This is a genomic window from Pseudoalteromonas nanhaiensis (assembly GCF_051235485.1).
Taxonomy (GTDB): domain Bacteria; phylum Pseudomonadota; class Gammaproteobacteria; order Enterobacterales; family Alteromonadaceae; genus Pseudoalteromonas; species Pseudoalteromonas lipolytica_C.
The window spans coordinates 217841-240956 of sequence record NZ_JBPNYQ010000004.1; the positions used below are offsets into that span (position 1 = coordinate 217841).

Sequence of the window (23116 nt, forward strand, 5' to 3'; positions counted from 1 at the left end):
GCCGCTTTTTTTATGCTTACTTGAATACCATAGGGTTTTTTAGATGCTGCTTTTGTTGTGCAGTTGGTAAAAATCCAGTTTGTACAAACTCATTAAGGCTTGGGTGACGTTCAAAGTAAATAATATCAAGGGCAAAACGATTCATGCCATATAAGCCACGATGGATCATATTTGCCGAAAATATGAGTAAGTCACCTTTTTTGAGTGCTACACTTTTACCACGAGTTAGTGAGTCACTATTTCGAGCGCCCTGCTGTTCTAATCTAACTATTAATTCTTCATCTGAATCCCAGTTTTTATGGCTGCTTGGTATTAGCTCTATTCCCGGCTCATCTTCAAAAGCAACGCGGCAATGCAACACTTCAGGGCCGCTAAGAGCGGCCTTTTGCGCATCAAGCTCTAAGTGATACTGCATATCGCGATGCCAATAATTTGCTTGTTTAGGGTTGTAAGGGTTAAAGAATAGTTGAGTATTCATAAACTGGGGCTCAGCAACAATACCCTTAACCTGTTTCAATAGTGTGTTGGCGCTGACAAACTCAAAAAGAGTAAACTTTTCCTCAACACTTAAACATGCAGCACCAGTCAAACCTGAGCTATTAATCCCTCTGGATTGGTAAAAAGATTGGTTTTCTTGCAACCAGTGATGATGAAATTTATCGAGAATTGGCCTTACCTTGCTAAGCTCACTCTCTGTGTAAAGGCCCTTTACATGGTAGTAGCCGTTTTCAGCAAAAAAGTTATTTTCCATTTTTTACCTTGCTAAAATTGCACGTATTTTACTACTAAGCTCAGGCAATACTTGTTGCTCAAACCACGGATTTTTCTTTAGCCAGATATTATTGCGAGGGCTTGGGTGAGGAAGTGGCAAGTAATTTGGCCAATATTCACGCCACGATTTTACTAACTCAGTTAAGGGTAGCTGCTTAGTGTGGGGTAAATGATATGCCTGCGCGTACTTACCTAAGATAATGGTGAGCTCAATATTATTAAGTTGCGCTAAGAGTTTTTCACGCCATGCAATCGCGCACTCTTTTCTTGGCGGTAAATCACCTGATTTTCCTTTGCCCGGGTAACAAAAGCCCATCGGCAAGATAGCAAAATTGCGCTCATCGTAAAACTCATTACTCGTTACACCAAGCCAAGAGCGAAGCCTTTGCCCGCTTGCATCATTAAAAGGTTTGCCACTTTCATGCACTTTAATTCCCGGTGCTTGACCAGCAATTAAAATGCGAGCCTGTGGATTAAACTGAATAACGGGCCGCGCTCCGAGTGGCAAATGAGGTTCGCAGATCACGCATTTACTAACTTGTTCTAATAATGATTGAGTACTCATGAGTTAGTAAAAATATGATCTATGCTTGCTTTGACCAAACTGCTAACTCATTACCACTTGGCTCTGTGAAGTGAAAACGACAGCCTCCAGGAAAATCAAACAAGGGTTTAATAATTGTGCCGCCGTGTTTTTCTACCTGTGCTTGAGTCTCTTTAATATTATTTGAATAAAGCACCAGTAGCGCGCCGCCATTATTGGTTAAGCTAGTTAATGGGGCTTGATAAAAACCGCCATCAAGGCCCGCTGATTCAGCGCTAAAAGCCGTGTATTCAGGGCCGTAGTCGGTAAATTGCCATTTAAACACCTGATGAAAAAATGCCTTTGTTGCGGCTAAATCTTTAGCAGCAAATTCAACATAATTTAAGCTATGGTGGTTCGACATGGTGTGCTCCTAATTTAAACTATTCTCAAGCGCCATAGCGCAATGAAGTGCTGTACTATCAAGTAATGGAACAGATGTATCTGATTGTTGAACTAACAGCGCTATTTCGGTGCAACCAAGAATAATGGCTTCAGCACCTTGCTGAGTTAGATCATCAATAATGGTTAAATACTCAGCTTTAGATTCTGGGCTGATGATGCCTTTACATAGTTCATCATAAATCACACGATGCACTGTTTCACGCCCCTGTGCATCAGGAATTAACACGTCTATGGCGAATTTATCAGCTAGGCGTTGCTTGTAAAAGTCTTGTTCCATAGTGAATTGGGTACCCAACAAAGCCACTTTTTTAAAGTTATTCTGGATCAGGTTTTCACCAACTGCATCTGCAATGTGTAACAGAGGAATTGCAACCGCAGCTTGCACTTGCTCAGCTAGTTTGTGCATGGTGTTGGTACAAATTAATAAATAATCCGCGCCCGCAGCTTCAACTTGCTTAGCGGCCTTAATGAGTATCTCGGTCATCTGTGGCCAATTTTGTTGCTTTTGCATAGCTGCTATGTGGGCAAAATCGAGGCTAACGAGTACTATCTTGGCACTATGCAGCCCCCCAAGTTTGTTTTTAATGCCTTGATTTAAAAGCTGGTAGTAACTTTGTGTAGACTCCCAACTCATGCCACCGATTAAGCCTATTGTTTTCATTTCAGCTCCCTTTTTATTTACTTAACACCATATGATATTGCACAGAACAAAGCTAGCAGATCATTATTTTACTAACAGATCGAGTTAGTTGGTTTTGTTTCATTATTTAACACGTGCATGCAAATGATAACTACTATCTTTTCTGTTTGTCGGCGATATAATACGGGGTTTTCTTCTCGTGTTATTTTTTAAGGGATTATCATGCATTCTCAATCATTAGATGCAGTGACTACCAATCGCCCTAAAAATACAGCTAAAAAGCGCTCTGTGAGCCTATCTTATCGTGTTGCTGTGTTTTTGCGTTTCGTTGCAGCCATCATTGGTGGTTACGCCTTTACCAGTGTGCTTATTTCATTACTAGCTGTGTTATTACCACTTAATAAACTCGACAGCGTGCTGTTAACCACGACTCTATCGGTATTTTTTTACTGTTGTGTGTTTATTTGGGTGTTTTCAGTTAAGTCTTTAAAGACTGTTTGGATCACTATTTTACTAACAACTGGTGGGCAATTGCTGGCCCTTTCATTGATTAAGGATTGGTTATGAAAGAGAGCTTTTTCCGCTCAATGACTTGGCTTCATACCTGGGTTGGCTTGCTGGTATGCTGGCTACTGTTCTTAATCTTTTTTGCTGGCACCATCAGCTTTTTTAAAGATGAAATCACTATTTGGGCCAAGCCTGAAACGCACCATGTGCAGCATCAAGCACAACGGGTTCAGTCTCAAGCTAAGCAAATTAATTATGTGTTTGCGCAATTACAGCAACAGGCACCTAATTCATTATCTTGGCGGATAAACTTACCTGAGCCGCGTAACCCTGTTTTAAGCTATGGGTTTGCTGAGCCTAAACAGCCTGGTCAGCGCCGTGCACCTTTCAACTATACGCATCTAGATCCAAATACCTTAGAGCAATTACCCGAACCTCGGGAAACTAAGGGGGGTAACTTTTTCTATCGCTTACACTTTGATTTACATTACATAGATGTATTTACTGCACGGATAATTGTTTGTTTAGCCTCATTATTTATGTTGGTAGCGCTTATAACAGGCATAGTGATCCACAAACGTATTTTTAAAGATATGTTTAGCTTTAGAGCAAACAAAGGCAGCCGAAGTTGGCTCGATGCACACAATGTTTCGTCGGTGCTGGCACTGCCATTTCATATCATGATCACCTACACGGGGATTATCACGTTGATATTTATGCTGTTCCCCTACCCTGCCGAGACTGTATATGAAAATGGCTTAAGGCAAATGTTTGATGAGGCATTGCCTATTAATAAACGTTCAAAGCCCAGTGAAGAGCAGCGCCCTATGGTGGCAATCAAAGATGTGTTAGATCAGATTTATACTAAGTCACCGAATGCCGACATTAGCTACGTGTTTGTTAGAAATGCCAATACAGCGACCTCACAAATCGTGGTTTATTTGGCAACCGGCAAAGAGGTTGTAGATAACGGACCACGCTACTTATTCAATGGTGTAACAGGTGAGCTTGAAGCCAGTTCAGGCGAAGATTGGAGCGCTTCGGCGCAGTTTTATGACTCAATGACAGCATTACATAGTGGTCGTTTAGCCGAGCCGTTGCTGCGTTGGTTGTATTTTTTCTGTGGCGTAGCTGGCTGTGCCATGATAGCTACAGGCTGCATCATGTGGGCAAAACGCTTACGCGAGAGGCTCAAAGCAGACCAAAAACCAAGCTTTGGGCTTAAGCTCGTTGAGACACTAAATTTAGCCACCCTGATGGGTTTACCAATTGCAACCGCAGCGTTCTTCATTGCTAATCGATTATTACCTTTAGGGTTAGCCGGGCGTGCCGATAAAGAAATACTCGTGTTTTTCTTAGCTTGGCTGGCGATGCTAATCGTTGCTGTGATCGGCCGAGAAAAACGCCACTGGCGCTATAGTGCTTGGCTTAACGCTGCTGCTTGCTTATTAGTACCTGTGGTAAATGCGTTGACAACAGATGGTAATTGGATCACGTATTTACTAACTCAGCAGTGGGCCTTATTCGGTATTGATAGTGCGTTTATTTGTGCTGGGCTGCTGTTTTTACTACAAAGCAAAAAAATACCTAGCCATAAAACCGCTACAAATAAGACTAAATTAAATAAAAACAGGCTGTTAAAGGAGCAACAAGGATGATGGAGTTACTGCAATTTAGTCTCTGCTTTTTAGGTTTTAATTGTTTTGCACTTGCAAAATTCAATCATTTCCGTGATGTATTTAAAAAGAAATTAACCGAAAAACAGCGAAGTCGCTTTTTATTCAGCGGCTGGATCAGTATTTTACTAAGTTTGGTGCTTTGCGTGCTGTCAGATGCTGGGTACGGCGCATTGCTATTTTGCGGTTATATGGCTTTAAGTGTACTTATGCTCATGATTTTATACAGTTTTACTGTTTCATGGGTAAAGCATGTCAGTGTATTAACTATGTCTGTTTTGCTGTTGAGTGGCTTTTCGGTGATGATTTTGTAGTGTAGTTAGTAAAAAACTGATCTCATGCCAATTTGCAATAGTGCTTAATTAAGTAATAAAAAAATGGGTAGGCAATGCCTACCCAAGCAGGGGATTAAATTGGGGGATCACATGTTGTTTCAAATTAACGACGCTAAGTTTGCCTAGCATCCATTACAGTTGTGTTGCACATTCGTGATAGTTTAAAGACAGGTGTAAAGCCCCTTTACAAGCTCTCATGGTCAACATAAATAAGTTCGTCTGTTTTAAAACCATATTCTTTTGCTGTGTTTATAAAGTCCTGCATTTGCTGTTCTGTCACGGTCGGTGTGCGCGACAAAAACCATAAATACTCTTTGTTATAGCCAGTAATATAAGCGTATTGATAGTCTTGCTTATCTAATTCAAACACTACATATGAGCTATAGAATGGCCCAAAGAATGATACCTCTAAGTGACCAATGTCTTGTTGCTCTGCAAACTTCGCTTTACCTTCAGCTTGCTGCCATTCTTTATCTTCGGCGCTGTAACCTTTATTGATAACTTTTACACTGCCATCAGGGTTAATTGAGTATTCAGCGGTAATGCCCTCAAGGCCGCGTTCAAATGAATGATCTAAACGTGCAATTTCGTACCAGGTTCCTGTGTATTTGTTTAGCTCAAAATTATCGACGGGTTTGATGTTGTCTGGCACGCCTGTACAAGCAGATAAAATGGCTGTGATACATAAAACCCCGATTAACTTTAATGATGTTTGCACGTTTTTACTCCCTTTAAAAATTAAACAAATTAATACGTTAATAGCACTAATTTAGTTCAATTACGGTAAACTATTAATGTCTAAAATTAAAGATTGAGAACAGCATGAAGATTTGGGTTGATGCAGACGCCTGCCCCGTCGTTATTAAAGAAATATTGTTTCGTGCCGCAGAGCGCACACAAACCTTTACCACATTAGTGGCGAACCATGCGATGCGAGTGCCACCCTCAAAGTTTATTAGCCGTTTGCAGGTATCTTCTGGGTTTGATATTGCCGATAACGAAATTGTTAAGCGCATCGAGCCAAATGATTTGGTGATCACCGGTGATATTCCTTTAGCTGCTGAAGTTATCGAAAAAGGTGCCCAAGCGCTTAATCCACGCGGTGAGTTGTATACGACTGAAAACATTCGCTCACGTTTAAATGTTCGTGATTTTATGGAAACAATGCGCTCAAGTGGCGTTGAAATGGCCGGTGGCCCGCCGCCGTTAAGCCAAGCTGACCGCCAAAACTTTGCAAATAACCTAGATCGAATCCTCGCTAAAAAGTCATGAGTGTCGTTAAAAGTATGCCACTGCAGGGTTTTGGTGATGAAGCCTTTAGAGTCGCTGTTTATATAGAAAAGCGCCCGCCGATGCCTGCTTGGCAAGAGCTTAAGCATTTGCATGTAATGCAACCCGGCCACATAAACGAAATAAACCAAGCATGTGGCAATGGTTGGCGCAAAGTTTTTAATGTGTATGGCAAAGTACTTTTTGCACTACCAAGTGAATATTATGATTTTGCTAAAAGAGCACCTGATTGGCAGAGCTTTCGCGATGAACAACTACTGCAAACACATAGCCAAACTGCATTACTGTTTAGCCCACCGATATTAGGCAAACCAGAGCAATTACATATAATTGCAGGGCGAACCCATGCTAAGCAGCTTATAAATGACGGGCTTTTGCATTGCCAGCTAACTTGGCTTGACGATGAATTTGCTATTAGTAAATCAGATAAAGTGATTGTTTGCCCCTATTTTGATTACCGCCAGTTGAGCAATATTAAAATTGCACGACTTAGCCAGCTTGTTGCAGATATTTTTTCTTAGTTTCTGGTTTATTGCGTTATTGAGTTAGCAAACTAAGCTTTAAATACTGTAATACTTAATAGTACTCTAGATGAAAATACTGGTCGTTGACGATATGCCACTTATGCGCCATGTGTTGATAAACATGTTGCGTAGGCTTGAATATAAGGATATAACGGAGGCGACTGATGGCGCTCAAGCATTTGATTTACTAGAAAAACACAGCTTTGATCTGGTGATTACTGATTTGCATATGCCGAAAATGGATGGCAAATGTTTGCTTAATCATATTCGCGAAAACCCAGTCCTATGTGATTTACCTGTATTGATGGTAACCTGCGAAGACAGTAAACAAACAGTAAGCGAGATGATCACAGCAAAAGTGAATGGTTTTATCATTAAACCTTTTTGTTTAAATACACTGCAAAAGCAGTTAAGTCGAATTGTTAAACCAGAATAACCTGCAAAAACTGGAGTTAAGAGCGATGTTTAAGCATTTAACAATAGTGAGTTTATTCACTGCCAGCACTGCCATGGCGAGTGCTGAACAATTGACTTTATACACCGAAGTATTCCCTCCCTATAACTTTGTGCAGCACAATCAACTCACCGGTATTAACACCAAAATCATGGAATCTTTGTGTGAAAGAGCCAAGTTGAGCTGTACGTTTAGTGTATTGCCTTGGAAGCGCGCAATGTCACTAACACTCGCCCAACCCAATGCTGGAATTTATTCTACTTCACGCACCGCAAAGCGAGAAACTCAATTTTACTGGGTTGGTCCTTTGGTATCTGGGCATTCATGTTTATACCGTTTAAATGCTCGCAACGACATTAAAGTGACAAGTACACAGTCGTTGCAAAACTACACCATAGGCGTATCTCGTGGTGATGTTTATCAAACCGTTCTTGCTGATTTTAACCTTGCTGAAGGCCTGCAATTTTTAACTTACTCAAAAAAGTTTGAAGAGTTAAAAATGTTTAAGCAAGGTAAGCATGACTTGCTGATTGGCTCCTCTCTCACTCTTTCATCACAGTTGATGAATGTAGGTATGAGCCCAGACCAAGTCACGCCGGTATTTGAGTTAAAGCACCCTGCCTTAGTGGGTAATTACTTAGCACTTAACAAAAATACATCGCCGGAGGTGGTCAATAAGCTGCAACACGCCCTCGATACCATGAAGCAAGAAAACCTGATTGACCCTCTTGTTGATCAGTTTGTAGCAGAGGATATGCACTCTCACGGCGAAACATTGACAGTTGCACAGCAGTGCTTAAATGGTTCTGCTATTTACTAAATTGGAGTGGTTTTAGGTAAGTTAGCCGCTGTTTTTCTTATTTTTGAAGTCAATCGTGATTTTTCGCGCTAGAACGCAAAGCCATTGCCTCATCTTTAATTGCTTTTTATAGTGATAAAAATAACAAAAAGGGCAAAAAATTATGAAACCAACTCCACTATTTAAAAGCTTAGTGCTAGCAGTATGCTTAGGCGCAACAGGCGCCACTCAAGCTTACGATCGCATCACTGGCCATAACTTTGCTAGTCGTTCTGAAGTCATCGCACAATCAGGGATGGTTGCAACATCACAGCCGTTAGCTACGCAAGTGGGCTTACAAGTATTAAAAGACGGTGGTAATGCCATTGATGCAGCTATTGCGGCAAATGCAGTGCTTGGTCTGGTTGAACCGACTGGGTGTGGAATTGGTGGTGATTTATTTGCCATTGTTTGGGATAACAAAAGCAAGCAACTTTACGGTTTAAATGCTTCTGGCCGTTCACCACAAAGCTTGTCTTTTGATACTTTAAAAGCACAAGGTGACTACATTCCTGCTTATGGGCCATTGCCTGTGTCGGTACCTGGTGCAGTAGATGGTTGGTTTGAGTTACATAAAAAGTTTGGCAAAACACCAATGAAAGCCTTACTCCAACCTGCTATCGACTACGCTGAAAATGGCTTCCCTGTGTCTGAACTGATTGCTTATTACATGCAAAAAAGTGTGGCTGCACGAGGTAAATACCCAGGCTTTAAAGATGTATATATGCCTGATGGGGCAATGCCTGAAAAAGGTGAAATCTTTAAGAACCCTGCCCTTGCAAACACCTATCGCAAAATTGCCAAAGGCGGCCGCGATGCCTTTTACAAAGGCGATATTGCTAAAGAAATTGGTCGCTATATGAAAGAAAACGGCGGCTACTTATCGTATGAAGATTTAGCTGCGCACCATAGTGAATGGGTTAAGCCTGTGAGCGCCGATTATAGAGGGTATACGCTTTGGGAATTGCCACCAAATGGCCAAGGTATTGCTGCACAGCAAATTCTGAATATTCTTGAAGGTTACGATATTAAAGCAATGGGCTTTGATAGCCCTGAATACGTACACACCTTTGTTGAAGCGAAAAAACTCGCGTTTGCAGATCGTGCTAAGTACTACGCCGATCCAGCGTTTAACACTATTCCCATACAAACACTTATATCGCAGCAATATGCTGACCAAAGACGCAAACTGATAGACCCTAATAAAGCCGCAAAACGCGACCATGCAGGCCCAGTAGAAGGCGATACCATTTATATGACGACTGCCGATAAAGACGGCAACATGGTTTCGCTCATTCAAAGCAATTACCGTGGTATGGGCTCAGGTATGACACCGGCAAAATTAGGCTTTGTATTGCAAAACCGTGGCGAAATGTTCGCGCTTAAAAAAGGCCACATGAACCAATATGAGCCAGGTAAACGACCATTTCATACAATCATTCCTGCGTTTGTCACCAAAGATGGTAAGCCATATATGAGTTATGGCGTAATGGGCGGTGCGACACAGCCACAAATGCATGCTCAAATACTTATCAACATGATTGATTTTGGCATGAACCTGCAAGAAGCCGGTGATGCACCGCGTATTCTGCACACAGGTTCATCGCAGCCGACAGGTGAGATCATGGAAGACGGTGGTTTTGTTAGCTTAGAGTCAGGTTTTTCGATGGAAACCCGTCGTGAGTTAATAAAGAAAGGCCACACCTTACAAGACGCCGTTGGCCCATACGGTGGTTATCAAGCAATATTGAAAGACCCAAAAACCGGCGTTTATTACGGCGCATCTGAAACCCGCAAAGACGGCCAGGCTGCGGGGTATTAGGCTATTGTAGGTTGGGTAGAGCGGAGCGAAACCCAACAAACTTAGCGAGTTACAAACTAAAGTTAGCGAGCTTTGATGCAGCAGCGTTTTACATCGCGTAGGCGTGAAATTTATTTCGCGCGATGGTTCATTACTCGCTAACTCCCAACCATATACCCTGCAAATATGATGAAAATGAGCATTGAGCCATTTTTCTTTCTGAATATCTTTAGCATCAAAAAAATTTACAGTTAGCAATGCATTCCGTTATTTGTTAATAGTAGATTTATTAAACATAATGAGCGTGGCATCGGCATAAATATGCGCGAAGTGTGCACGATAAAATGTTAGTTAACAAAGGGACTTTGGTGGTGTTTGAGAGTATTGCGATCTATTCAGGATTAATTGCAACAATCTGGATTTTCATTGGTGTATATGTAGCAGGTAGGTTTTATACTGGTTATAGCCATTCTAAGCAATTTTGTAGTGAGTTAGGTGCGACTGGTAGCCCAACTGAAAAATTGTCTCCTTTAATTAATAATTATCCTCTTGGTTTTCTATTTTGCTTTTTCGGTTGGTATCTGGCTCAACTCTCAAATGTTTCAACTTTAGTGAATGTTGCGGGTTGGTTAGTTATAGCTCATGGTGTAGGTACATGGGTCGCAGGTTACTTTCCAATGGACGCCGATCCATTTACTAAGAATCCAACTTTTAATTGCAAGGTACATTCTTGGGCTGGTTTTATCATGTTGCTTTCATTAGTTATTGCACCGATATTAGTTGCTATAAGTCCAACAACTGAAACTATCCCGTTATATTTCCGTATTTTTTCATTGCTTTCTGTTGTCGCAGCGGTTTATTTTCTTTTTGCAATGGCCAAAGCTGTAAAATCCCAAAGTAATCCTGGCACCTATCAGCGTATTTCATATGGCTTTCAGCTAATTTGGCTAAGTGTTTTTTCATTAGTATTGGTGTAATTGTGAACTAACAAGTCATTAAACCAGAACAAAACAGTTGGTTTTTGCTCGTGCCTCGCTTATTTTAACCTGTTATTTGAGGCGTTAGCTTTTACTCAAGGAGAGAGTTTATCAAATACGCAGAAGAATATTCAAAACCTGAACAAATTAGAATAAAAGCATTAATTATTTTAGCTTGCGCTTTAGCCGTGATAATTAGCATAAAATGGTTTATTCCATTTTTAGAATGGTATGTAGATACCGTTCACTGTCACACTCCTTTCGGTTATTCTGGGATTTCAGTCTTATGGTATTCAACCTTTGTCGGATTTCCTTTGTTAAGTGCTATTTTTATCGGTCTATTTACACTACCTGTAGGTATTAAGGGGTTTATGCATGGACAGTTCCCACCGAAGGGAGTAAAAGTGCTTCAACCTACAAAGATTCTTACTGGATGGCGCGCAAATCTTAAGTTAACTGCACATATACTTATTCCTCTGTTTTTTTTATTTTTTTCTATTTGGGGCTATTTTCAAGTTGATGAAATGCCAAATATAAAGGATGATTTTGATTACAGTGTATGTAAAAGCTAACAAGCGCATTAAGCTAGAGACTGCCAACAGTTTGCTCAGTTGCAAACATTTTAAAGATAAAGACTTATAACAGGCAATCAAAATAGAATCCGAAAAGCTTGGCTCAGGCTCGTTCCTTGCCGTTTATTGCGGCGTTATATTACTAATATCATCACAGAGTGTAATTCTAAAAATGGAAGTTAAAATATTCACAAAAATCATAAAGCCTAAACAAAGTTTTTGGCCTAGTTCACCTACATCATCTGATTGTGGTTTAGAAACGGAAATTAATCTTTGGTTAGCCTCTCAACCGGATATAGAAATTAAAAATATTACTCAATCACAAAGTGGTGGTTCATGGATGCCTGCAACAGTAATAGTAAATGTTTGGTATCAATAGTAATATAGCAAGAAAATTAAGCGGGGTTACTAACAATTGATTAGGTTTCGCTGTGCTCTACCCAACCTACAAAACATCGCGCGAAATAAATTTCGCGCCTACGTGATGTCGTTTTACTCTTTCCCCTTGTAACTCGCTAACTTTACCTAAGTTTGTTGGGTTTCGCTGCGCTCTACCCAACCTACGAGCTGACAGCTCTAGAACGTAGCTAACTCCCAACCACATACCCAGCAAAACCAAGCACTTTAAAATACTGTTTTGGGGTGCTGAAGCGGGTTTCATTCATTAATTCTGCAAAACGAATGCGGTCTAATGGGTAAAACTCGTGCTCTAGGTTGTGGCGCATGCGTTCTACGCCGACTTCTGTTAAACCTAACTGTGTACACAGCTGTAGTTGAGATTCGCGCTCAAAAGTGGTTTCTGGGCGCATTAAATCGGCAATGTATAAGTTGCTCGATTTCTTAAGCTTGCTGTGAATCGCTTTTAATAGCGCTTTTTTATCGCCGTTATCTTCAACAAAATGCATTACCAGTAAACACAGTGCGGCGTCACATTGAGTGTCGATGTCGTTGATATCACCGCAGTGTACTGTTACGCGATCGCTAATGTTATGCTGGCCAAACTGTTGCTCGGCAATATCAAGCATGTCTTGTGAAATATCTTGAGCAATAAATTGCCAGCTTGGTTTTAGCGCCGCTAATTCGATGATTTCTTTACCAGTTCCGGCACCAACTACTAAAATGCACGCATCATCGTTCAGCGTGGTTGCTAATTGGGCTGCGGTTGCTTGATGTAATAGCTCATAACCTGGAACTAGGCGCAAAATGCGTTCGTCGTAGTGACTTGCTTCTTCGTGATTAAAAGTTGGCATGCTAATCCTTTAAATAACTGAGATGGTCGAATAACCACCTGGTTTTTTCGCCACATGCACTTGGGTGGCAACGCGTTCGGTCATTTCAGATACGTGAGAAATAACCCCGACTTTGCGGCCTTGTGCTTGTAGTGAATCAAGAGCATCCATCGCGATGCTTAACGTTTCACTGTCCAACGTACCAAACCCTTCGTCGATAAACAAAGAGTTTATTTGTACTTTATTCGACGACAACGAGGCAAGCCCTAGCGCCAGTGCTAACGACACCAAAAATGACTCACCGCCCGATAATGTATTAACAGAGCGCTGCTCATCGGCCATGTCTTTATCGATAATTGCGATATCGAGTGTTTGCCCTATGGCTGTTAATTTGTAGCGTTTATTTAGGGTTTGTAAGTGACTATTCGCGTAATGTAGCAGTATTTTTAAGGTTTGTGTTTGCGCTAAGTTACGCATGGTTTTACCGCTGGCATCCCCTAGCACCTTATTGAGTAGATGCCAGTGCTCATAGCTTTTTTGCTGATCAACCAATTGCTTTTGTTTATCTTCAAGCGCTTGGCTATTTTGTTGATGGGTTTTAAGCTCCGTCGCAACTTGCAATAATGCGTTATTTGTTTGCACTTGTTGCTCTGTGGCTTGATTAAGCTGTATTTGCAGCTCATCTTCATCGAGAGCTGGCTTATCTTTTTGATGCTGAGCCAAAGCCTGCTGTCGTTGTTTTAAAAGAGCCTCAGCATCTTTTAAACTACTCTCGCTAGTGTGATAATCAGCCAAAGTTTGTTTGATTTCAGTAGGGCTTATCGTTAATAGCTGACTAACGGCTTGCTCATCTAAGCTTGGGTGCTGCGCTTTAAAATCGTTAAACCAAAGACTAAAGCGCTCATTAAGCGCTGCTTGCTCAGCGTTTAACTCTTTCTCACGTTCATCAAGGTTAGCTATTTGAATAGCTTGTTCGTCACGCGCCTTCACCGCATTATTATGGGTTGTCTGGGCAAGTTGTAGTGCTTGCTGCGCTGAATCTATCGCCTTTTCAAGCTCAGCAATAAACTCATCTACCGAAATCGCTGCGTTACTCAATAAGCCCTCGCGCTTTGATTGTATCTGCGTTAATTCGTTTTGAGTTTGGCTTAGTTGCTCGTTGCACTGAGTTAAAGAGGTATGTGCTTCGTTAAGCTGTGGCGTTACATGCGCAAGATGCTGCTCAATGGCTTTTAAGTTCGTTTTAAGTTCATCCGCAGTTTGCAGCGAGGCTTGATAAGCCTCAACGTGCTCAGCAATGTTCTCTAAAGAAGTGTTTTGTGTATTGAGTGCCTGCCACCAAGGTGCACTGGTGAACTGTTGATTCAGTGTCGTATAAAGCTGCTGATGCTCATCATTGAGCTCATTTAAACGTGTTTGCAGATTATTTAGTTGTTGCTGCAACTCGTTTAACTGCTGCTCTTTGCTATAAAGCGCTTGTCCTTGTTGATTATACTCAGCTTGCTTAGCCGCAAGCGTGTTTTGCAACTGCTGTTGCTGCTCAAGGGTTTTGTAGTATTGCTGTTTTTGCAGGCTGAGCTGTTGTTGACGCTCGTTCAACTGATCTTCGGTTAAATCATTTAGCTCAGTACGGCTTGCCGCCATGGTTTCTTTGAGGCTCTGTTGTTGAGCGCTCAGTTCTGAGATTTGCCCTGTTAACGAGCTTATCTGTTGGCTGCATGCCGCCAGCTCATTACTTTTAGCTTGCTGTAATGCTTGCTGAGCTTTTAAGTGCTGTTTGGCGTTAGTTAACTGGTTGGTAAAGTCGTTAATAAGTTGACTAAATTGCTCGTTTACCATTTCTTCATGCATAAAGGGGTGCTCTTTTGAGCCACATACCGCGCACGGCTCCCCTGCTTTTAAAGTGGCACGTAACTGGCTGACCCCTTCACTGGCTCTTAACTGCACTTGCTGTAAGTTTTGCTCACAAAACGAAACCTGCTGCTGTGCTTGCTCTGCACCTTGCTGCGCATCTTTTAATGCCGTTTGCAGTTGCTGCTCAGTCTGGCTTAATGTGTTTAATTGTGTTTGCCAATTTTTTAACTGCTGCTGATTAGTTTGCCATACTTGGCGCTTTTCAATCAGGTGCTTAATCGCCTCAAGCCTAGCGTCGATATCGGCCATTGATTGAGTATTTAAACTCGATTTAAAGGCGGCATCTTGCTCATTTAGGCGCTTAATTTCTTGCTCAAGGGCTTGGTATTTAGTTTTACACTGCTGCGCGGCTGCTTGCTGCTCATCAATCTTAGGTTGAAGAGCTTTTACGTTTTGCTGTGATTGGCTAATTGTGTGCAGTTGCTGGCTAAAGCGGCTTAACTCACTTTTATAGAATGACCAGTCTTTTGCTAATGGTTGCCATTGTGCATGTGTTTCTAAATAGCTATTTATTTGTGCTTGTTGCTCTAGCTGTTTTTGCTGCTTTGCTTTATGGCTATTAAGTGTATTACTCAGCTCTTGATGATGGTGTTTCGCTTTCTCTGCGTGTACTTTTTGCGCCGCTGCTTGCTGGTTTAAAACCGCAAGTTGCTTATCTAGCTCACGGGCCTGACTGATAATAGGTTGCGCGTCTTTTTGTGCTTGCTTAGCTTGGTTTAGTTGTGCGGTTTGCTTTTCAAGGGTTTGCTCAGCGTCTTTGATCAGCGTTTTATGATCAACGTTTAAAAGCTGCTTACGGTTTTTAATTAGTTGCTCATGTTGAACGCTAAGAGTCGCCACACGTTCGCGGTTATCTTTTATTTCTAGGCATTGCTGAGCTTGTTTCGCTTCAGTGGCTTTTTCAGCAAGTGCGTGCATTTGTTGCTGTAACTCTTGCTTTGCTTGCTCAGCTTGGTTTAGTTGTTGCTGCTGCTGAGATGCTTGCTTATACCAAGTTTGGTACTGTTCAAATTGTTTTATTTGTTTTTGCAGCTCAGTGAGCTTAGCTTCAAGAGCCGTTTGCTCTGCTTGTTTCGTTTTGACCTCTTCAGGGCTTAAAACCTGATAGTTGCTTAAACTTAGCTTTAACTGCTCTAAAGCTTGCAGCTGTTCACGATGGCGCTCAAAAATTCGCTGACCAATACGGCTGAATTTATCGGTGCCTGTTAAGCATTCAAGTAGTTGCGCACGCTCATCCCCAGTTGCTTTTAAAAAGGCGGCAAATTCATGCTGTGCAAGCAGTACTGCTCGTGAGAACTGCTCAAAGCTCAAGCCGATAATACGCTCGATTTCTTTACCAGCAGCACTCCTATCAGCAATTAGGGTTTCATCAGGTAATGAGTACAGGCTATGTTGTGCGGGTTGTAATTTGCCATCGGCTTTATTACGCGCTCGGCTAAAGCTTAATCTTGCGCGATATGATTGTTTGTCTTGGCCAATAAAGTCGACTTCGGCAAAGCCCTGCCCTGCCCCGCGGCGTAATAAGTTTCGCGAGTCATTAAGTTTGATATTGTCGCCGTTAAAGTCAATTTTATTGCCTGTATCGCCACGTAATCTTGCTGTTTTGTTATAAAGCGCTAAGCAAATAGCATCGAGTAAAGTACTTTTACCCGCCCCGGTATCACCGGTGATGGCAAACAACCCCGCTTCTTTTAAAGGCGAAGCGCTAAAGTCGACTTCGGCGTTTAAGATAGAGGCTAGTTGATGAACACGAATCGCTAAAATTTTCATAGTAGATCCTCCGCATTCAATTCATCGATTACTTGGCTTAATAAGCTTTCTAGCTCTTTTGGCACAGCCTGCCCTGCCATATCTTTATTATTTGCGAATGCCTGCTCTAAAAGTGAGTGTGGGTTCAGCGCTTCAATTTGTGAGACATCTTCAAATAGGGTTTGTTCATCGTCTTGCTGGCTGCTCTGTTGACGAACCCTTTCAATGCCACAGAACTTAACTTGCTTACCTTCAAGGGCTTGTTCTATTTGTTCTCTGAAAGTGGTGTCAGTGTCATGGGCGCTCAATTTAACCCGTAGGTATGGCGCTAAATCTTCATCTGCTAAATCGAGTTGTTTTATAAGCTCACAGAGTTCGTTCAGTGGCACACAGTCTTTTTCTGGCAGCAACATGACTTTACAAAAGCTAGGAATGTAAAGGGGGTTTACAGTAGTACCTGAGTCACTAAGCTCAACTATCACAACTTGATGCTGATAGCGTCTTTCAGAAAATGACATCGGCATTGGCGTGCCACTGTAGCGAATGGTGTCTTTCTTGGCGACGGTTTGAGCTTTATGTAGATGCCCTAGCGCGACATAATCAGGTTGATCTGTAAATATGCTAGCCGATATTGCATCTTCGCCACCTATAACTAAATTGCGTTCAGAATCTGATGAGATGTCTCCGCCTTTTGCATGTAAGTGGCCCATCGCAATCAATGGCGCATTTGGTAATTCACTTGCGGCTTGTAATGCATCTTTATAAGCAAGGGCAACGGCTTGGTTGTAACTTAACGGTTGCTCTTGTTGGCGGTTATAGCTGCTTAAATCACTGCTACGTAAAAATGGCATGGCAACAACATTCGCATCGCCGCTTTTGGTGCTGATTGGCAGTACTACTTCATGAGGGGCGTTACTATCAAAGCGGCCAACAACATGGGTATCAAACTGAGCTAATAAAGGTTTTGCAGCCATTATCCGATTTGCAGAGTCGTGGTTACCAGCAATAATGACTATGTGTAAGTCAGGGCAATGCTGCTTGGTGGTTTTAATAAATTGGTAGAGTTGGTTTTCTGCGCTGGCAGGTGGTGTTGCCGTATGATAAATGTCACCCGCAACTAGCAGTAAGTCGATCTGTTCTGAAACAAGCGTATCGGTTAACCAAGCTAAAAACGCTTGATGTTCATCGAATCGGGAGTGCTCGTAGAATTGTTGGCCTAAATGCCAATCAGATGTATGAAGGACTTTCATTTAACGCTCTTATTATTTATTAAGAGCGTCAATATACCTAAGCTGAGCCAAGATGCCCAGCCTGGCTTGCTAACTTAAGCTATACCAGGCAAATACAACCATAGGTAACGCCAGTAGAGCCATAATTAATGGTACTTTAAGCGCTTTAGTTTGCTTTGCTTGTAATATTTTAAGTGCATTACTTTCATTACAAGCTGCTACTTTATCAATATAAAAATACCCTGAATCTAGGTACTGTTTACAATTTTGTTCGTCCGCTGGAATTGCAATTAGTTCTTGTTGTTTTTTTAGGATATAAAAATCCATACGCTCACCGAATTCTATGCTGATTACCAAAACATTTTGAGGCGCAATTACGAACTACGCAGACCCCAAAATCAAAAAAGTGGGCGATTTTAAATATAAATGGCAGTAAATTTCAATAGAAAATGCCATAAAATTTAATTTATTGCGAAAATAAATATAACAAAGGATAAAATTATGAAGGCAGTTGGGTAAATCAGCCATTTTTTTGGCCTTTTTATCACCGGGTTTGTGCGCGATAATGCATCTGACTCATCACAGGCGGCAATCACTTCTACAAATTCAAAACCACGATTTTCGTACTCGTTAAGAATTGCTTCTTGAGCTGGAATGGCTGCTAAACGAGAGTCTTTCTTTACAATATAAAACTTCATCTAATCACCCTTCATTTTTAAGCTTATGTGCAAAATTTGACGGTATCTTTATTACACTTCAGTCACACTATTTTATGCATTTAACAGACCATTTAATCTTTCTTTAGATAGTTAAACTAGTTAAACAAAAACCTTTATATTTAACATTAATACTTTGGCATGAATTTGTGCTGAACTAAAATTGAGCAAGTGTAATGTAAACCCCCTTTACACTTGTACTTAAAAGGCTATTTGGCAGGACAAAAATAAATAGTTTTAAAAGTATGAATACTACCTGAAAAATACCGCACTTTATCGTTATTTTATTGCAACTTTGTTAGCAGTTTGAGAAGGTACGCTCACGCAAAATTTACAGGATTAACAATGAAAAAAGCAGTTCTAACGCTGAGTGCTTTGGTATTGCCTTTAGCTGTATCGTCTACGGTTATGGCATCATCAGTTGAGCAAACAAAAGGTTCATTTGTTGACAAGTTTCGTCAACTGGATGAAGCACTCCCAACTCCCAATGTTTATCGTAGTGCCGCTGGAGCACCTGCAGAAAATTACTGGCAGCAACAAGTTAACTACGACATCGACGTAAAGCTTGATGAGAAAAAACGTCGTTTAACGGCAAGTCAGAAAATTGAGTACAAAAATAATTCACCTCATACATTAAAGTATCTTTGGTTAGAGTTAGACCAAAATATCTTTAAATCTGACTCAATTGCAGAAATGACATCAACCTTCAATGGTAAAACACTGCAAGGTGACCCTCAGCCAAAAGCGACAAAACTGAGCTTAGGTCAGTTACGTCGTCAGCAGTTTATGGCTGACAATGAGCTGGGCTATCAAATCGCCAATGTTAAAGACGAAGACGGAAAAGAGCTTAAAGTAACTGTGGTTGATACCTTAATGCGTATTGATCTAAATGAGCCACTTAAACCGGGTAAAGACGTTGAGTTCAGCATGGACTTCGCCTTTAACATTGTTGAAGAAGATGCCGTGGGTGCTCGTTCAGGTTATGAGCACTTTGAAGAAGATGGTAACGATATCTTTTTGCTAGCACAGTGGTTCCCGCGTCTTGCTGCATACACAGACTACGAAGCATGGACAAACAAAGCATTCTTAGGAAGTGGTGAATTTACGCTTGAATTTGGTAACTACGATGTAGAGATCACCGTGCCAGCTGATCACATTGTATCCGCAACCGGTAAACTTGATAATGCTCGTAATGTACTGACTAGCACGCAGCGTAAACGTTTAGAAGAAGCTGAAAACGCTAAACGACCTGTTTTCATCGTGACTGAAGAAGAAGCGCTAGAAAACGAAAAAGAAGGCACTGATAAAACGAAAACATGGCATTTCAAAGCTGAAAATGTTCGTGACTTTGCATGGGCTTCTTCACGTAAATTTATGTGGGATGCTAAAGGCTATCATCAAGGTGGTAACGATCAGCCGTTAGTGATGGCGATGTCTTTCTACCCGAAAGAAGGTGGCGACCTTTGGAAGAAGTATTCAACTGAAGCTGTCGTTCATACAATGGAAGTGTATTCGCGCTTCTCATTTGATTACCCTTACCCTGTTGCTCAGTCTGTAAATGGCCCTGTAGGTGGTATGGAGTACCCGATGATCACCTTTAATGGTCCGCGCACTGACCTACAAGACGATGGTACTCGTACATACTCACAAGCTGAAAAGCGCTTCTTAATTGGCGTTGTAATCCACGAAGTTGGTCATATTTACTTCCCTATGGTCGTTAACTCTGATGAACGTCAGTGGACGTGGATGGATGAAGGTTTAAATAGTTTCTTAGATGGAGTTGCAGGTCGTGAATGGGACCACACAATTCCGTGGGGAGTTGAGCCTCGCGATATCGTTGAGTATATGAAGTCAGAAAACCAAGTACCAGTGATGACTCAGTCAGACAGCGTATTGCGTTTAGGCCCAAATGCTTACACTAAGCCTGCGGCGGCACTTAACATTTTACGTGAAGTGATCCTTGGCCGTGAGTTATTCGACTTTGCATTTAAAGAATATGCACAGCGTTGGAAGTACAAACGCCCTACTCCGGCTGATTTTTTCCGTACTATGGAAGAAGCGTCTGGTGTTGATTTAGATTGGTTCTGGCGTGGCTGGTTCTACACCACAGATCACGTTGATATCTCGCTAGATAAAGTTTACCAACTACGTCTAGATACGAAAAACCCTGATATCGACTTTAATCGTTTACGCGATATCGAAGCTGATAAGCCAATGCCGTTATTCGTAAAACGTAATAAAGAAGAAGGTAAAAAACTGTGGGTTGAAGAAAATCCAGATGTAACTGACTTCTATGACGAAAATGACCGCTTCACGGTAACTAATAAAGAGCGCAACGCGTATAACAAATTCCTAAAAGGCTTAGAACCTTGGGAACGTAAAACGTTTGAGCGTGCAATCAAAGAAGATAAAAACTACTACGTACTTGAGTTCTCAAACTTAGGTGGTTTAGTAATGCCTATCTTATTAGAGCTTACTTATGAAGATGGTACGAAAGAAGAGCAGTACATTCCTGCTGAAATCTGGCGTCGTAATCACAAGCATGTTCAAAAGCTCATTGTCACAGAAAAAGGTAAAAACTTGGTGTCTGTTACGGTTGACCCACGTTGGGAAACTGCGGATGTTGATGTAGAAAATAATAACTATCCGCGTCGTATTATTCCATCACGTATTGAAGTGTACAAACGTGAGAAGAGTAAAGCGAAAGTTAGCCGCGATATCATGCAAGATATTAAAACTGAGCTGAAAAAAGACGACGAAAAAGATGCTGAGGAGCAACAATAATGCGCTTTGCAGCCATTATTTTTGCTTTATTACTGAGTGCGCCAACTATGGCGCACCAGTTAAAAGCGTCTGTAACAACGGTACTTTTTAATAAACGCACTAATAATATTGAGCTAATGCATCGCTTTTATTTACACGATACTGAGCATGCGGTAGAGCACTTATTTGACGGTCATGCTGATATTTTAAGTAATAAAGACGACCAAAAGCGTTTTGCTGATTATGTTGAGTCACATATTGCCCTACAAACTTTAGATGGTAAGCCGCTTGAGCTTAAAGATGTGGGTGCGCAAGTTGATGGTAAATTCTTTTGGGTTTATCAAGAAGTCACGATCCCTGAGGGAATTCATGGTATTCGAATGAGCAACGGAGCATTACGTGACCTGTGGCCAGCACAAGTTAATATGGTAAACATTGAAGGCAAAGGTAAAGTTAAAACTCTTACGTTTAGTCAAGATGACACTTGGCTTGAGGCAAGGTTTGAGCCTGTTGAACCATAATTTTCTTATACTAAAGGATTAAAAAAGTTACTTTTTTAATCCTTTGATCCTTTAATTAACTGATTTCGTAAACTATCTTATTAATGGGCACCAAAACTTTCCCAATTCTCATATACAGGGATTTATATGACTATCCATGACAACAATATACGCGGTGTAATCTTCGACTTAGATGGTACCTTGGTTTCTTCTGAACTTGATTTTTCATTAATCAAAGCGCAGGTTGGCTGTCCTGTAGAAAAAGACTTACTCGCTTATATCGCTTCTTTACCTTCACCTTATATGCGTGAAGAAGCGATGAACATAGTACATCAGCATGAATTGTTAGATGCCCAGCACTCACATTTACTTCCTGGTGTTGCAGATGCCATCACACGGTTAAAAGAAAACAATATCCCAATGGCAATTGTTACTCGAAACTATGACCGTGCTGCTGCCATTAAATTAAAGAATAACCCTTTACCTATAGAAACAGTGTTAACTCGCTCTGATGCGCCTGCTAAGCCCGATCCAAGCGCCTTGAATGCTATTGCGACATTGTGGGAGCTTGATCAGTCTGAGCTACTTTATGTTGGTGATTACTTATTTGATATTCAAGCTGCCCATAATGCAAATATGCGCGCTTGTTTGTACGCTCCGGATGAAATTCCTGAATACGCAAATCAGGCTGACTACGTACTGCATCATTTTTCAGACTTACCTAAATTGGTTGGCTCATTTCAAGAAAATAAGATGTTATGTTAAATAGCCTTGTTTTTTATTTTTCCTGAGATTTATTGTTAGTTTTTTATTTTTCAAAATGCCCTAGTACTAGCCCAAGCGTTCATGAGTTGCTAAAATATCGGCAATTATCAAATGTATTCATAGAGGCATAAGATGGGCAGAGCATTTGAAGTCCGCAAAAACGCCATGGCTAAAACAGCCAATGCAAAAACTAAAGTAAATTCTAAGTACGGTAAAGAAATCTACGTTGTTGCTAAAAATGGCGAACCTGATCCAGAAGTTAACCAAGCGCTAAAGCGTATTATTGAGCGTGCGAAACGAGACCAAGTTCCAGCACACGTAATCGATAACGCAATTAAAAAAGCGGCCGGTGGGGCAGGGGAAGACTATTCTCCAGCACGTTATGAAGGCTACGGCCCTGGCAACTGTATGGTTATTGTTGACTGTTTAACTGATAACCCTAACCGTACTATCAAAGATGTACGTTTACCGTTTACAAAAACAGATTCAAAAATTGGTACACCGGGTTGTGTAGCGCATATGTTCGACCACTTAGCTGTTTTAGGCTTTGCCGGTGATGACGACGAAGTGGTACTAGAAGCGCTAATGATGGCTGATGTAGACGTAACAGATGTAGAAGTAGAAGATGGCAAAGTGTCAGTATTCGCTCCTCACACAGAGTACTACAAAGCAAAAACAGCCCTTGAAGAAGCATTTGAAGGTATTAACTTTGAAGTAGACGAGATCACGTTTGTTCCACAAGTTCATACAGACATCACAGATCCAGATGATATCGCAAACTTTGAAAAGTTTATTTCTATGCTTGATGACTGTGATGACGTGCAAAACGTTTATCACAATGCGATTGTCAAAAACTAATTTTAAAAACATTAGTACGT

Annotated in this window: 25 protein-coding genes; 15 read left to right on the plus strand and 10 right to left on the minus strand. The window is 41.2% G+C overall.

Annotated elements, in window-relative coordinates; genetic code table 11:
• Window positions 1-16: 16 nt before the first annotated feature.
• The 4 genes from ACSFVZ_RS06270 to ACSFVZ_RS06285 are packed head-to-tail and all read right to left on the minus strand — an operon-like array spanning window position 17 to window position 2420.
• Window positions 17-751, minus strand: a complete 735-nt coding sequence (locus ACSFVZ_RS06270) for a phytanoyl-CoA dioxygenase family protein (protein ID WP_435558389.1) — start codon at window positions 749-751, stop codon at window positions 17-19.
• Between the two features lie 3 nt (window positions 752-754).
• Window positions 755-1336: a uracil-DNA glycosylase family protein gene (locus tag ACSFVZ_RS06275; protein WP_435558390.1), complete on the minus strand. Its 582-nt coding sequence runs from the start codon at window positions 1334-1336 to the stop codon at window positions 755-757.
• A 19-nt stretch (window positions 1337-1355) separates the two neighbouring features.
• Window positions 1356-1718 (minus strand): VOC family protein, encoded by a 363-nt coding sequence (locus ACSFVZ_RS06280; RefSeq protein ID WP_062565443.1) that lies wholly within the window; start codon window positions 1716-1718, stop codon window positions 1356-1358.
• Window positions 1719-1727: 9 nt separating this feature from the next.
• Window positions 1728-2420 (minus strand): aspartate/glutamate racemase family protein, encoded by a 693-nt coding sequence (locus tag ACSFVZ_RS06285; RefSeq protein WP_435558392.1) that lies wholly within the window; start codon window positions 2418-2420, stop codon window positions 1728-1730.
• A 201-nt stretch (window positions 2421-2621) separates the two neighbouring features.
• On the opposite strand from ACSFVZ_RS06285, the gene ACSFVZ_RS06290 reads away from it, so the two are divergent.
• From ACSFVZ_RS06290 to ACSFVZ_RS06300, 3 genes are read left to right on the plus strand one after another with little or no spacing between them, the layout of a single operon-like run.
• Window positions 2622-2966 (plus strand): hypothetical protein, encoded by a 345-nt coding sequence (locus tag ACSFVZ_RS06290; RefSeq protein WP_250660705.1) that lies wholly within the window; start codon window positions 2622-2624, stop codon window positions 2964-2966.
• Window positions 2963-4564, plus strand: a complete 1602-nt coding sequence (locus tag ACSFVZ_RS06295; RefSeq protein WP_435558393.1) for a PepSY-associated TM helix domain-containing protein — start codon at window positions 2963-2965, stop codon at window positions 4562-4564. The genes ACSFVZ_RS06290 and ACSFVZ_RS06295 overlap by 4 nt, the downstream gene beginning before the upstream one ends.
• Window positions 4561-4896, plus strand: coding sequence for a DUF3325 domain-containing protein (locus ACSFVZ_RS06300; protein ID WP_250660707.1), 336 nt, complete (start codon window positions 4561-4563; stop codon window positions 4894-4896). The genes ACSFVZ_RS06295 and ACSFVZ_RS06300 overlap by 4 nt, the downstream gene beginning before the upstream one ends.
• A 205-nt stretch (window positions 4897-5101) precedes the next feature.
• Here ACSFVZ_RS06300 and ACSFVZ_RS06305 read toward each other — a convergent pair whose 3' ends face one another.
• On the minus strand, window positions 5102-5635 hold the full coding sequence (locus ACSFVZ_RS06305) for a lipocalin family protein (protein ID WP_063528008.1): 534 nt from the start codon (window positions 5633-5635) through the stop codon (window positions 5102-5104).
• A 104-nt stretch (window positions 5636-5739) separates the two neighbouring features.
• Between ACSFVZ_RS06305 and ACSFVZ_RS06310 the strand changes: the two genes are divergently transcribed.
• From ACSFVZ_RS06310 to ACSFVZ_RS06345, 8 genes are all read left to right on the plus strand, one after another.
• A complete protein-coding gene (locus ACSFVZ_RS06310) occupies window positions 5740-6189 on the plus strand; it encodes a YaiI/YqxD family protein (protein WP_062565438.1) in 450 nt (149 codons plus the stop codon).
• A complete protein-coding gene (locus tag ACSFVZ_RS06315; RefSeq protein ID WP_335989534.1) occupies window positions 6186-6728 on the plus strand; it encodes a DUF6942 family protein in 543 nt (180 codons plus the stop codon). Before ACSFVZ_RS06310 ends, ACSFVZ_RS06315 begins: the two co-directional genes overlap by 4 nt.
• Before the next feature lie 70 nt (window positions 6729-6798).
• Window positions 6799-7167, plus strand: coding sequence for a response regulator (locus tag ACSFVZ_RS06320; protein WP_063530004.1), 369 nt, complete (start codon window positions 6799-6801; stop codon window positions 7165-7167).
• A 25-nt stretch (window positions 7168-7192) separates the two neighbouring features.
• On the plus strand, window positions 7193-8005 hold the full coding sequence (locus ACSFVZ_RS06325; RefSeq protein WP_335989528.1) for a substrate-binding periplasmic protein: 813 nt from the start codon (window positions 7193-7195) through the stop codon (window positions 8003-8005).
• 142 nt (window positions 8006-8147) lie between these two features.
• Window positions 8148-9845 carry a gamma-glutamyltransferase gene (gene ggt / locus ACSFVZ_RS06330; RefSeq protein WP_435558394.1) on the plus strand — a complete coding sequence of 566 codons (1698 nt, stop codon included), beginning with the start codon at window positions 8148-8150 and terminating at the stop codon, window positions 9843-9845.
• A 350-nt stretch (window positions 9846-10195) separates the two neighbouring features.
• On the plus strand, window positions 10196-10801 hold the full coding sequence (locus ACSFVZ_RS06335) for a DUF998 domain-containing protein (protein WP_435558417.1): 606 nt from the start codon (window positions 10196-10198) through the stop codon (window positions 10799-10801).
• 188 nt (window positions 10802-10989) lie between these two features.
• Complete coding sequence (locus ACSFVZ_RS06340) at window positions 10990-11373, plus strand: hypothetical protein (protein ID WP_138556509.1); 384 nt, start codon at window positions 10990-10992, stop codon at window positions 11371-11373.
• Window positions 11374-11545: 172 nt separating this feature from the next.
• Window positions 11546-11752: a hypothetical protein gene (locus ACSFVZ_RS06345; protein ID WP_435558395.1), complete on the plus strand. Its 207-nt coding sequence runs from the start codon at window positions 11546-11548 to the stop codon at window positions 11750-11752.
• A 208-nt stretch (window positions 11753-11960) separates the two neighbouring features.
• Here ACSFVZ_RS06345 and ACSFVZ_RS06350 read toward each other — a convergent pair whose 3' ends face one another.
• The 5 genes from ACSFVZ_RS06350 to ACSFVZ_RS06370 form a co-directional block, all read right to left on the minus strand.
• A complete protein-coding gene (locus ACSFVZ_RS06350; RefSeq protein WP_435558397.1) occupies window positions 11961-12623 on the minus strand; it encodes a class I SAM-dependent methyltransferase in 663 nt (220 codons plus the stop codon).
• Window positions 12624-12632: 9 nt separating this feature from the next.
• A complete protein-coding gene (locus ACSFVZ_RS06355; protein WP_435558398.1) occupies window positions 12633-16286 on the minus strand; it encodes an SbcC/MukB-like Walker B domain-containing protein in 3654 nt (1217 codons plus the stop codon).
• Window positions 16283-17515 carry an exonuclease SbcCD subunit D C-terminal domain-containing protein gene (locus ACSFVZ_RS06360; RefSeq protein WP_435558399.1) on the minus strand — a complete coding sequence of 411 codons (1233 nt, stop codon included), beginning with the start codon at window positions 17513-17515 and terminating at the stop codon, window positions 16283-16285. The genes ACSFVZ_RS06355 and ACSFVZ_RS06360 overlap by 4 nt, the downstream gene beginning before the upstream one ends.
• A gap of 69 nt (window positions 17516-17584) precedes the next feature.
• On the minus strand, window positions 17585-17821 hold the full coding sequence (locus ACSFVZ_RS06365; protein ID WP_135926670.1) for a hypothetical protein: 237 nt from the start codon (window positions 17819-17821) through the stop codon (window positions 17585-17587).
• A gap of 134 nt (window positions 17822-17955) precedes the next feature.
• Entirely contained in the window at window positions 17956-18192 is a 237-nt protein-coding gene (locus ACSFVZ_RS06370) for a hypothetical protein (protein ID WP_135926671.1), read from the minus strand.
• A gap of 363 nt (window positions 18193-18555) precedes the next feature.
• Here ACSFVZ_RS06370 and ACSFVZ_RS06375 point away from each other — a divergent pair, with 363 nt between their 5' ends.
• From ACSFVZ_RS06375 to ACSFVZ_RS06390, 4 genes are all read left to right on the plus strand, one after another.
• Window positions 18556-20994: a M1 family metallopeptidase gene (locus ACSFVZ_RS06375; protein ID WP_435558400.1), complete on the plus strand. Its 2439-nt coding sequence runs from the start codon at window positions 18556-18558 to the stop codon at window positions 20992-20994.
• On the plus strand, window positions 20994-21494 hold the full coding sequence (locus ACSFVZ_RS06380) for a DUF6702 family protein (RefSeq protein WP_199526124.1): 501 nt from the start codon (window positions 20994-20996) through the stop codon (window positions 21492-21494). The genes ACSFVZ_RS06375 and ACSFVZ_RS06380 overlap by 1 nt, the downstream gene beginning before the upstream one ends.
• 126 nt (window positions 21495-21620) lie before the next feature.
• A complete protein-coding gene (locus tag ACSFVZ_RS06385) occupies window positions 21621-22238 on the plus strand; it encodes an HAD family hydrolase (protein WP_135926674.1) in 618 nt (205 codons plus the stop codon).
• Window positions 22239-22370: 132 nt separating this feature from the next.
• Window positions 22371-23096 carry a YebC/PmpR family DNA-binding transcriptional regulator gene (locus tag ACSFVZ_RS06390; RefSeq protein ID WP_105180590.1) on the plus strand — a complete coding sequence of 242 codons (726 nt, stop codon included), beginning with the start codon at window positions 22371-22373 and terminating at the stop codon, window positions 23094-23096.
• Window positions 23097-23116 lie beyond the last annotated feature (20 nt).

What these genes read in the sequence shown, in the direction of transcription:
- ACSFVZ_RS06375 (WP_435558400.1), top strand. Translation starts at nt 18,556, where the DNA reads ATGAAAAAAGCAGTTCTAACGCTGAGTGCTTTGGTATTGCCTTTAGCT.
- ACSFVZ_RS06275 (WP_435558390.1), bottom strand. Translation starts at nt 1,336, where the DNA reads ATGAGTACTCAATCATTATTAGAACAAGTTAGTAAATGCGTGATCTGC.
- ACSFVZ_RS06310 (WP_062565438.1), top strand. Translation starts at nt 5,740, where the DNA reads ATGAAGATTTGGGTTGATGCAGACGCCTGCCCCGTCGTTATTAAAGAA.
- ACSFVZ_RS06270 (WP_435558389.1), bottom strand. Translation starts at nt 751, where the DNA reads ATGGAAAATAACTTTTTTGCTGAAAACGGCTACTACCATGTAAAGGGC.
- ACSFVZ_RS06390 (WP_105180590.1), top strand. Translation starts at nt 22,371, where the DNA reads ATGGGCAGAGCATTTGAAGTCCGCAAAAACGCCATGGCTAAAACAGCC.
- ACSFVZ_RS06360 (WP_435558399.1), bottom strand. Translation starts at nt 17,515, where the DNA reads ATGAAAGTCCTTCATACATCTGATTGGCATTTAGGCCAACAATTCTAC.
- ACSFVZ_RS06365 (WP_135926670.1), bottom strand. Translation starts at nt 17,821, where the DNA reads ATGGATTTTTATATCCTAAAAAAACAACAAGAACTAATTGCAATTCCA.
- ACSFVZ_RS06295 (WP_435558393.1), top strand. Translation starts at nt 2,963, where the DNA reads ATGAAAGAGAGCTTTTTCCGCTCAATGACTTGGCTTCATACCTGGGTT.
- ACSFVZ_RS06315 (WP_335989534.1), top strand. Translation starts at nt 6,186, where the DNA reads ATGAGTGTCGTTAAAAGTATGCCACTGCAGGGTTTTGGTGATGAAGCC.
- ACSFVZ_RS06300 (WP_250660707.1), top strand. Translation starts at nt 4,561, where the DNA reads ATGATGGAGTTACTGCAATTTAGTCTCTGCTTTTTAGGTTTTAATTGT.
- ACSFVZ_RS06280 (WP_062565443.1), bottom strand. Translation starts at nt 1,718, where the DNA reads ATGTCGAACCACCATAGCTTAAATTATGTTGAATTTGCTGCTAAAGAT.
- ACSFVZ_RS06355 (WP_435558398.1), bottom strand. Translation starts at nt 16,286, where the DNA reads ATGAAAATTTTAGCGATTCGTGTTCATCAACTAGCCTCTATCTTAAAC.
- ACSFVZ_RS06345 (WP_435558395.1), top strand. Translation starts at nt 11,546, where the DNA reads ATGGAAGTTAAAATATTCACAAAAATCATAAAGCCTAAACAAAGTTTT.
- ACSFVZ_RS06325 (WP_335989528.1), top strand. Translation starts at nt 7,193, where the DNA reads ATGTTTAAGCATTTAACAATAGTGAGTTTATTCACTGCCAGCACTGCC.
- ACSFVZ_RS06380 (WP_199526124.1), top strand. Translation starts at nt 20,994, where the DNA reads ATGCGCTTTGCAGCCATTATTTTTGCTTTATTACTGAGTGCGCCAACT.
- ACSFVZ_RS06320 (WP_063530004.1), top strand. Translation starts at nt 6,799, where the DNA reads ATGAAAATACTGGTCGTTGACGATATGCCACTTATGCGCCATGTGTTG.
- ACSFVZ_RS06285 (WP_435558392.1), bottom strand. Translation starts at nt 2,420, where the DNA reads ATGAAAACAATAGGCTTAATCGGTGGCATGAGTTGGGAGTCTACACAA.
- ACSFVZ_RS06290 (WP_250660705.1), top strand. Translation starts at nt 2,622, where the DNA reads ATGCATTCTCAATCATTAGATGCAGTGACTACCAATCGCCCTAAAAAT.
- ACSFVZ_RS06370 (WP_135926671.1), bottom strand. Translation starts at nt 18,192, where the DNA reads ATGAAGTTTTATATTGTAAAGAAAGACTCTCGTTTAGCAGCCATTCCA.
- ggt (WP_435558394.1), top strand. Translation starts at nt 8,148, where the DNA reads ATGAAACCAACTCCACTATTTAAAAGCTTAGTGCTAGCAGTATGCTTA.
- ACSFVZ_RS06385 (WP_135926674.1), top strand. Translation starts at nt 21,621, where the DNA reads ATGACTATCCATGACAACAATATACGCGGTGTAATCTTCGACTTAGAT.
- ACSFVZ_RS06350 (WP_435558397.1), bottom strand. Translation starts at nt 12,623, where the DNA reads ATGCCAACTTTTAATCACGAAGAAGCAAGTCACTACGACGAACGCATT.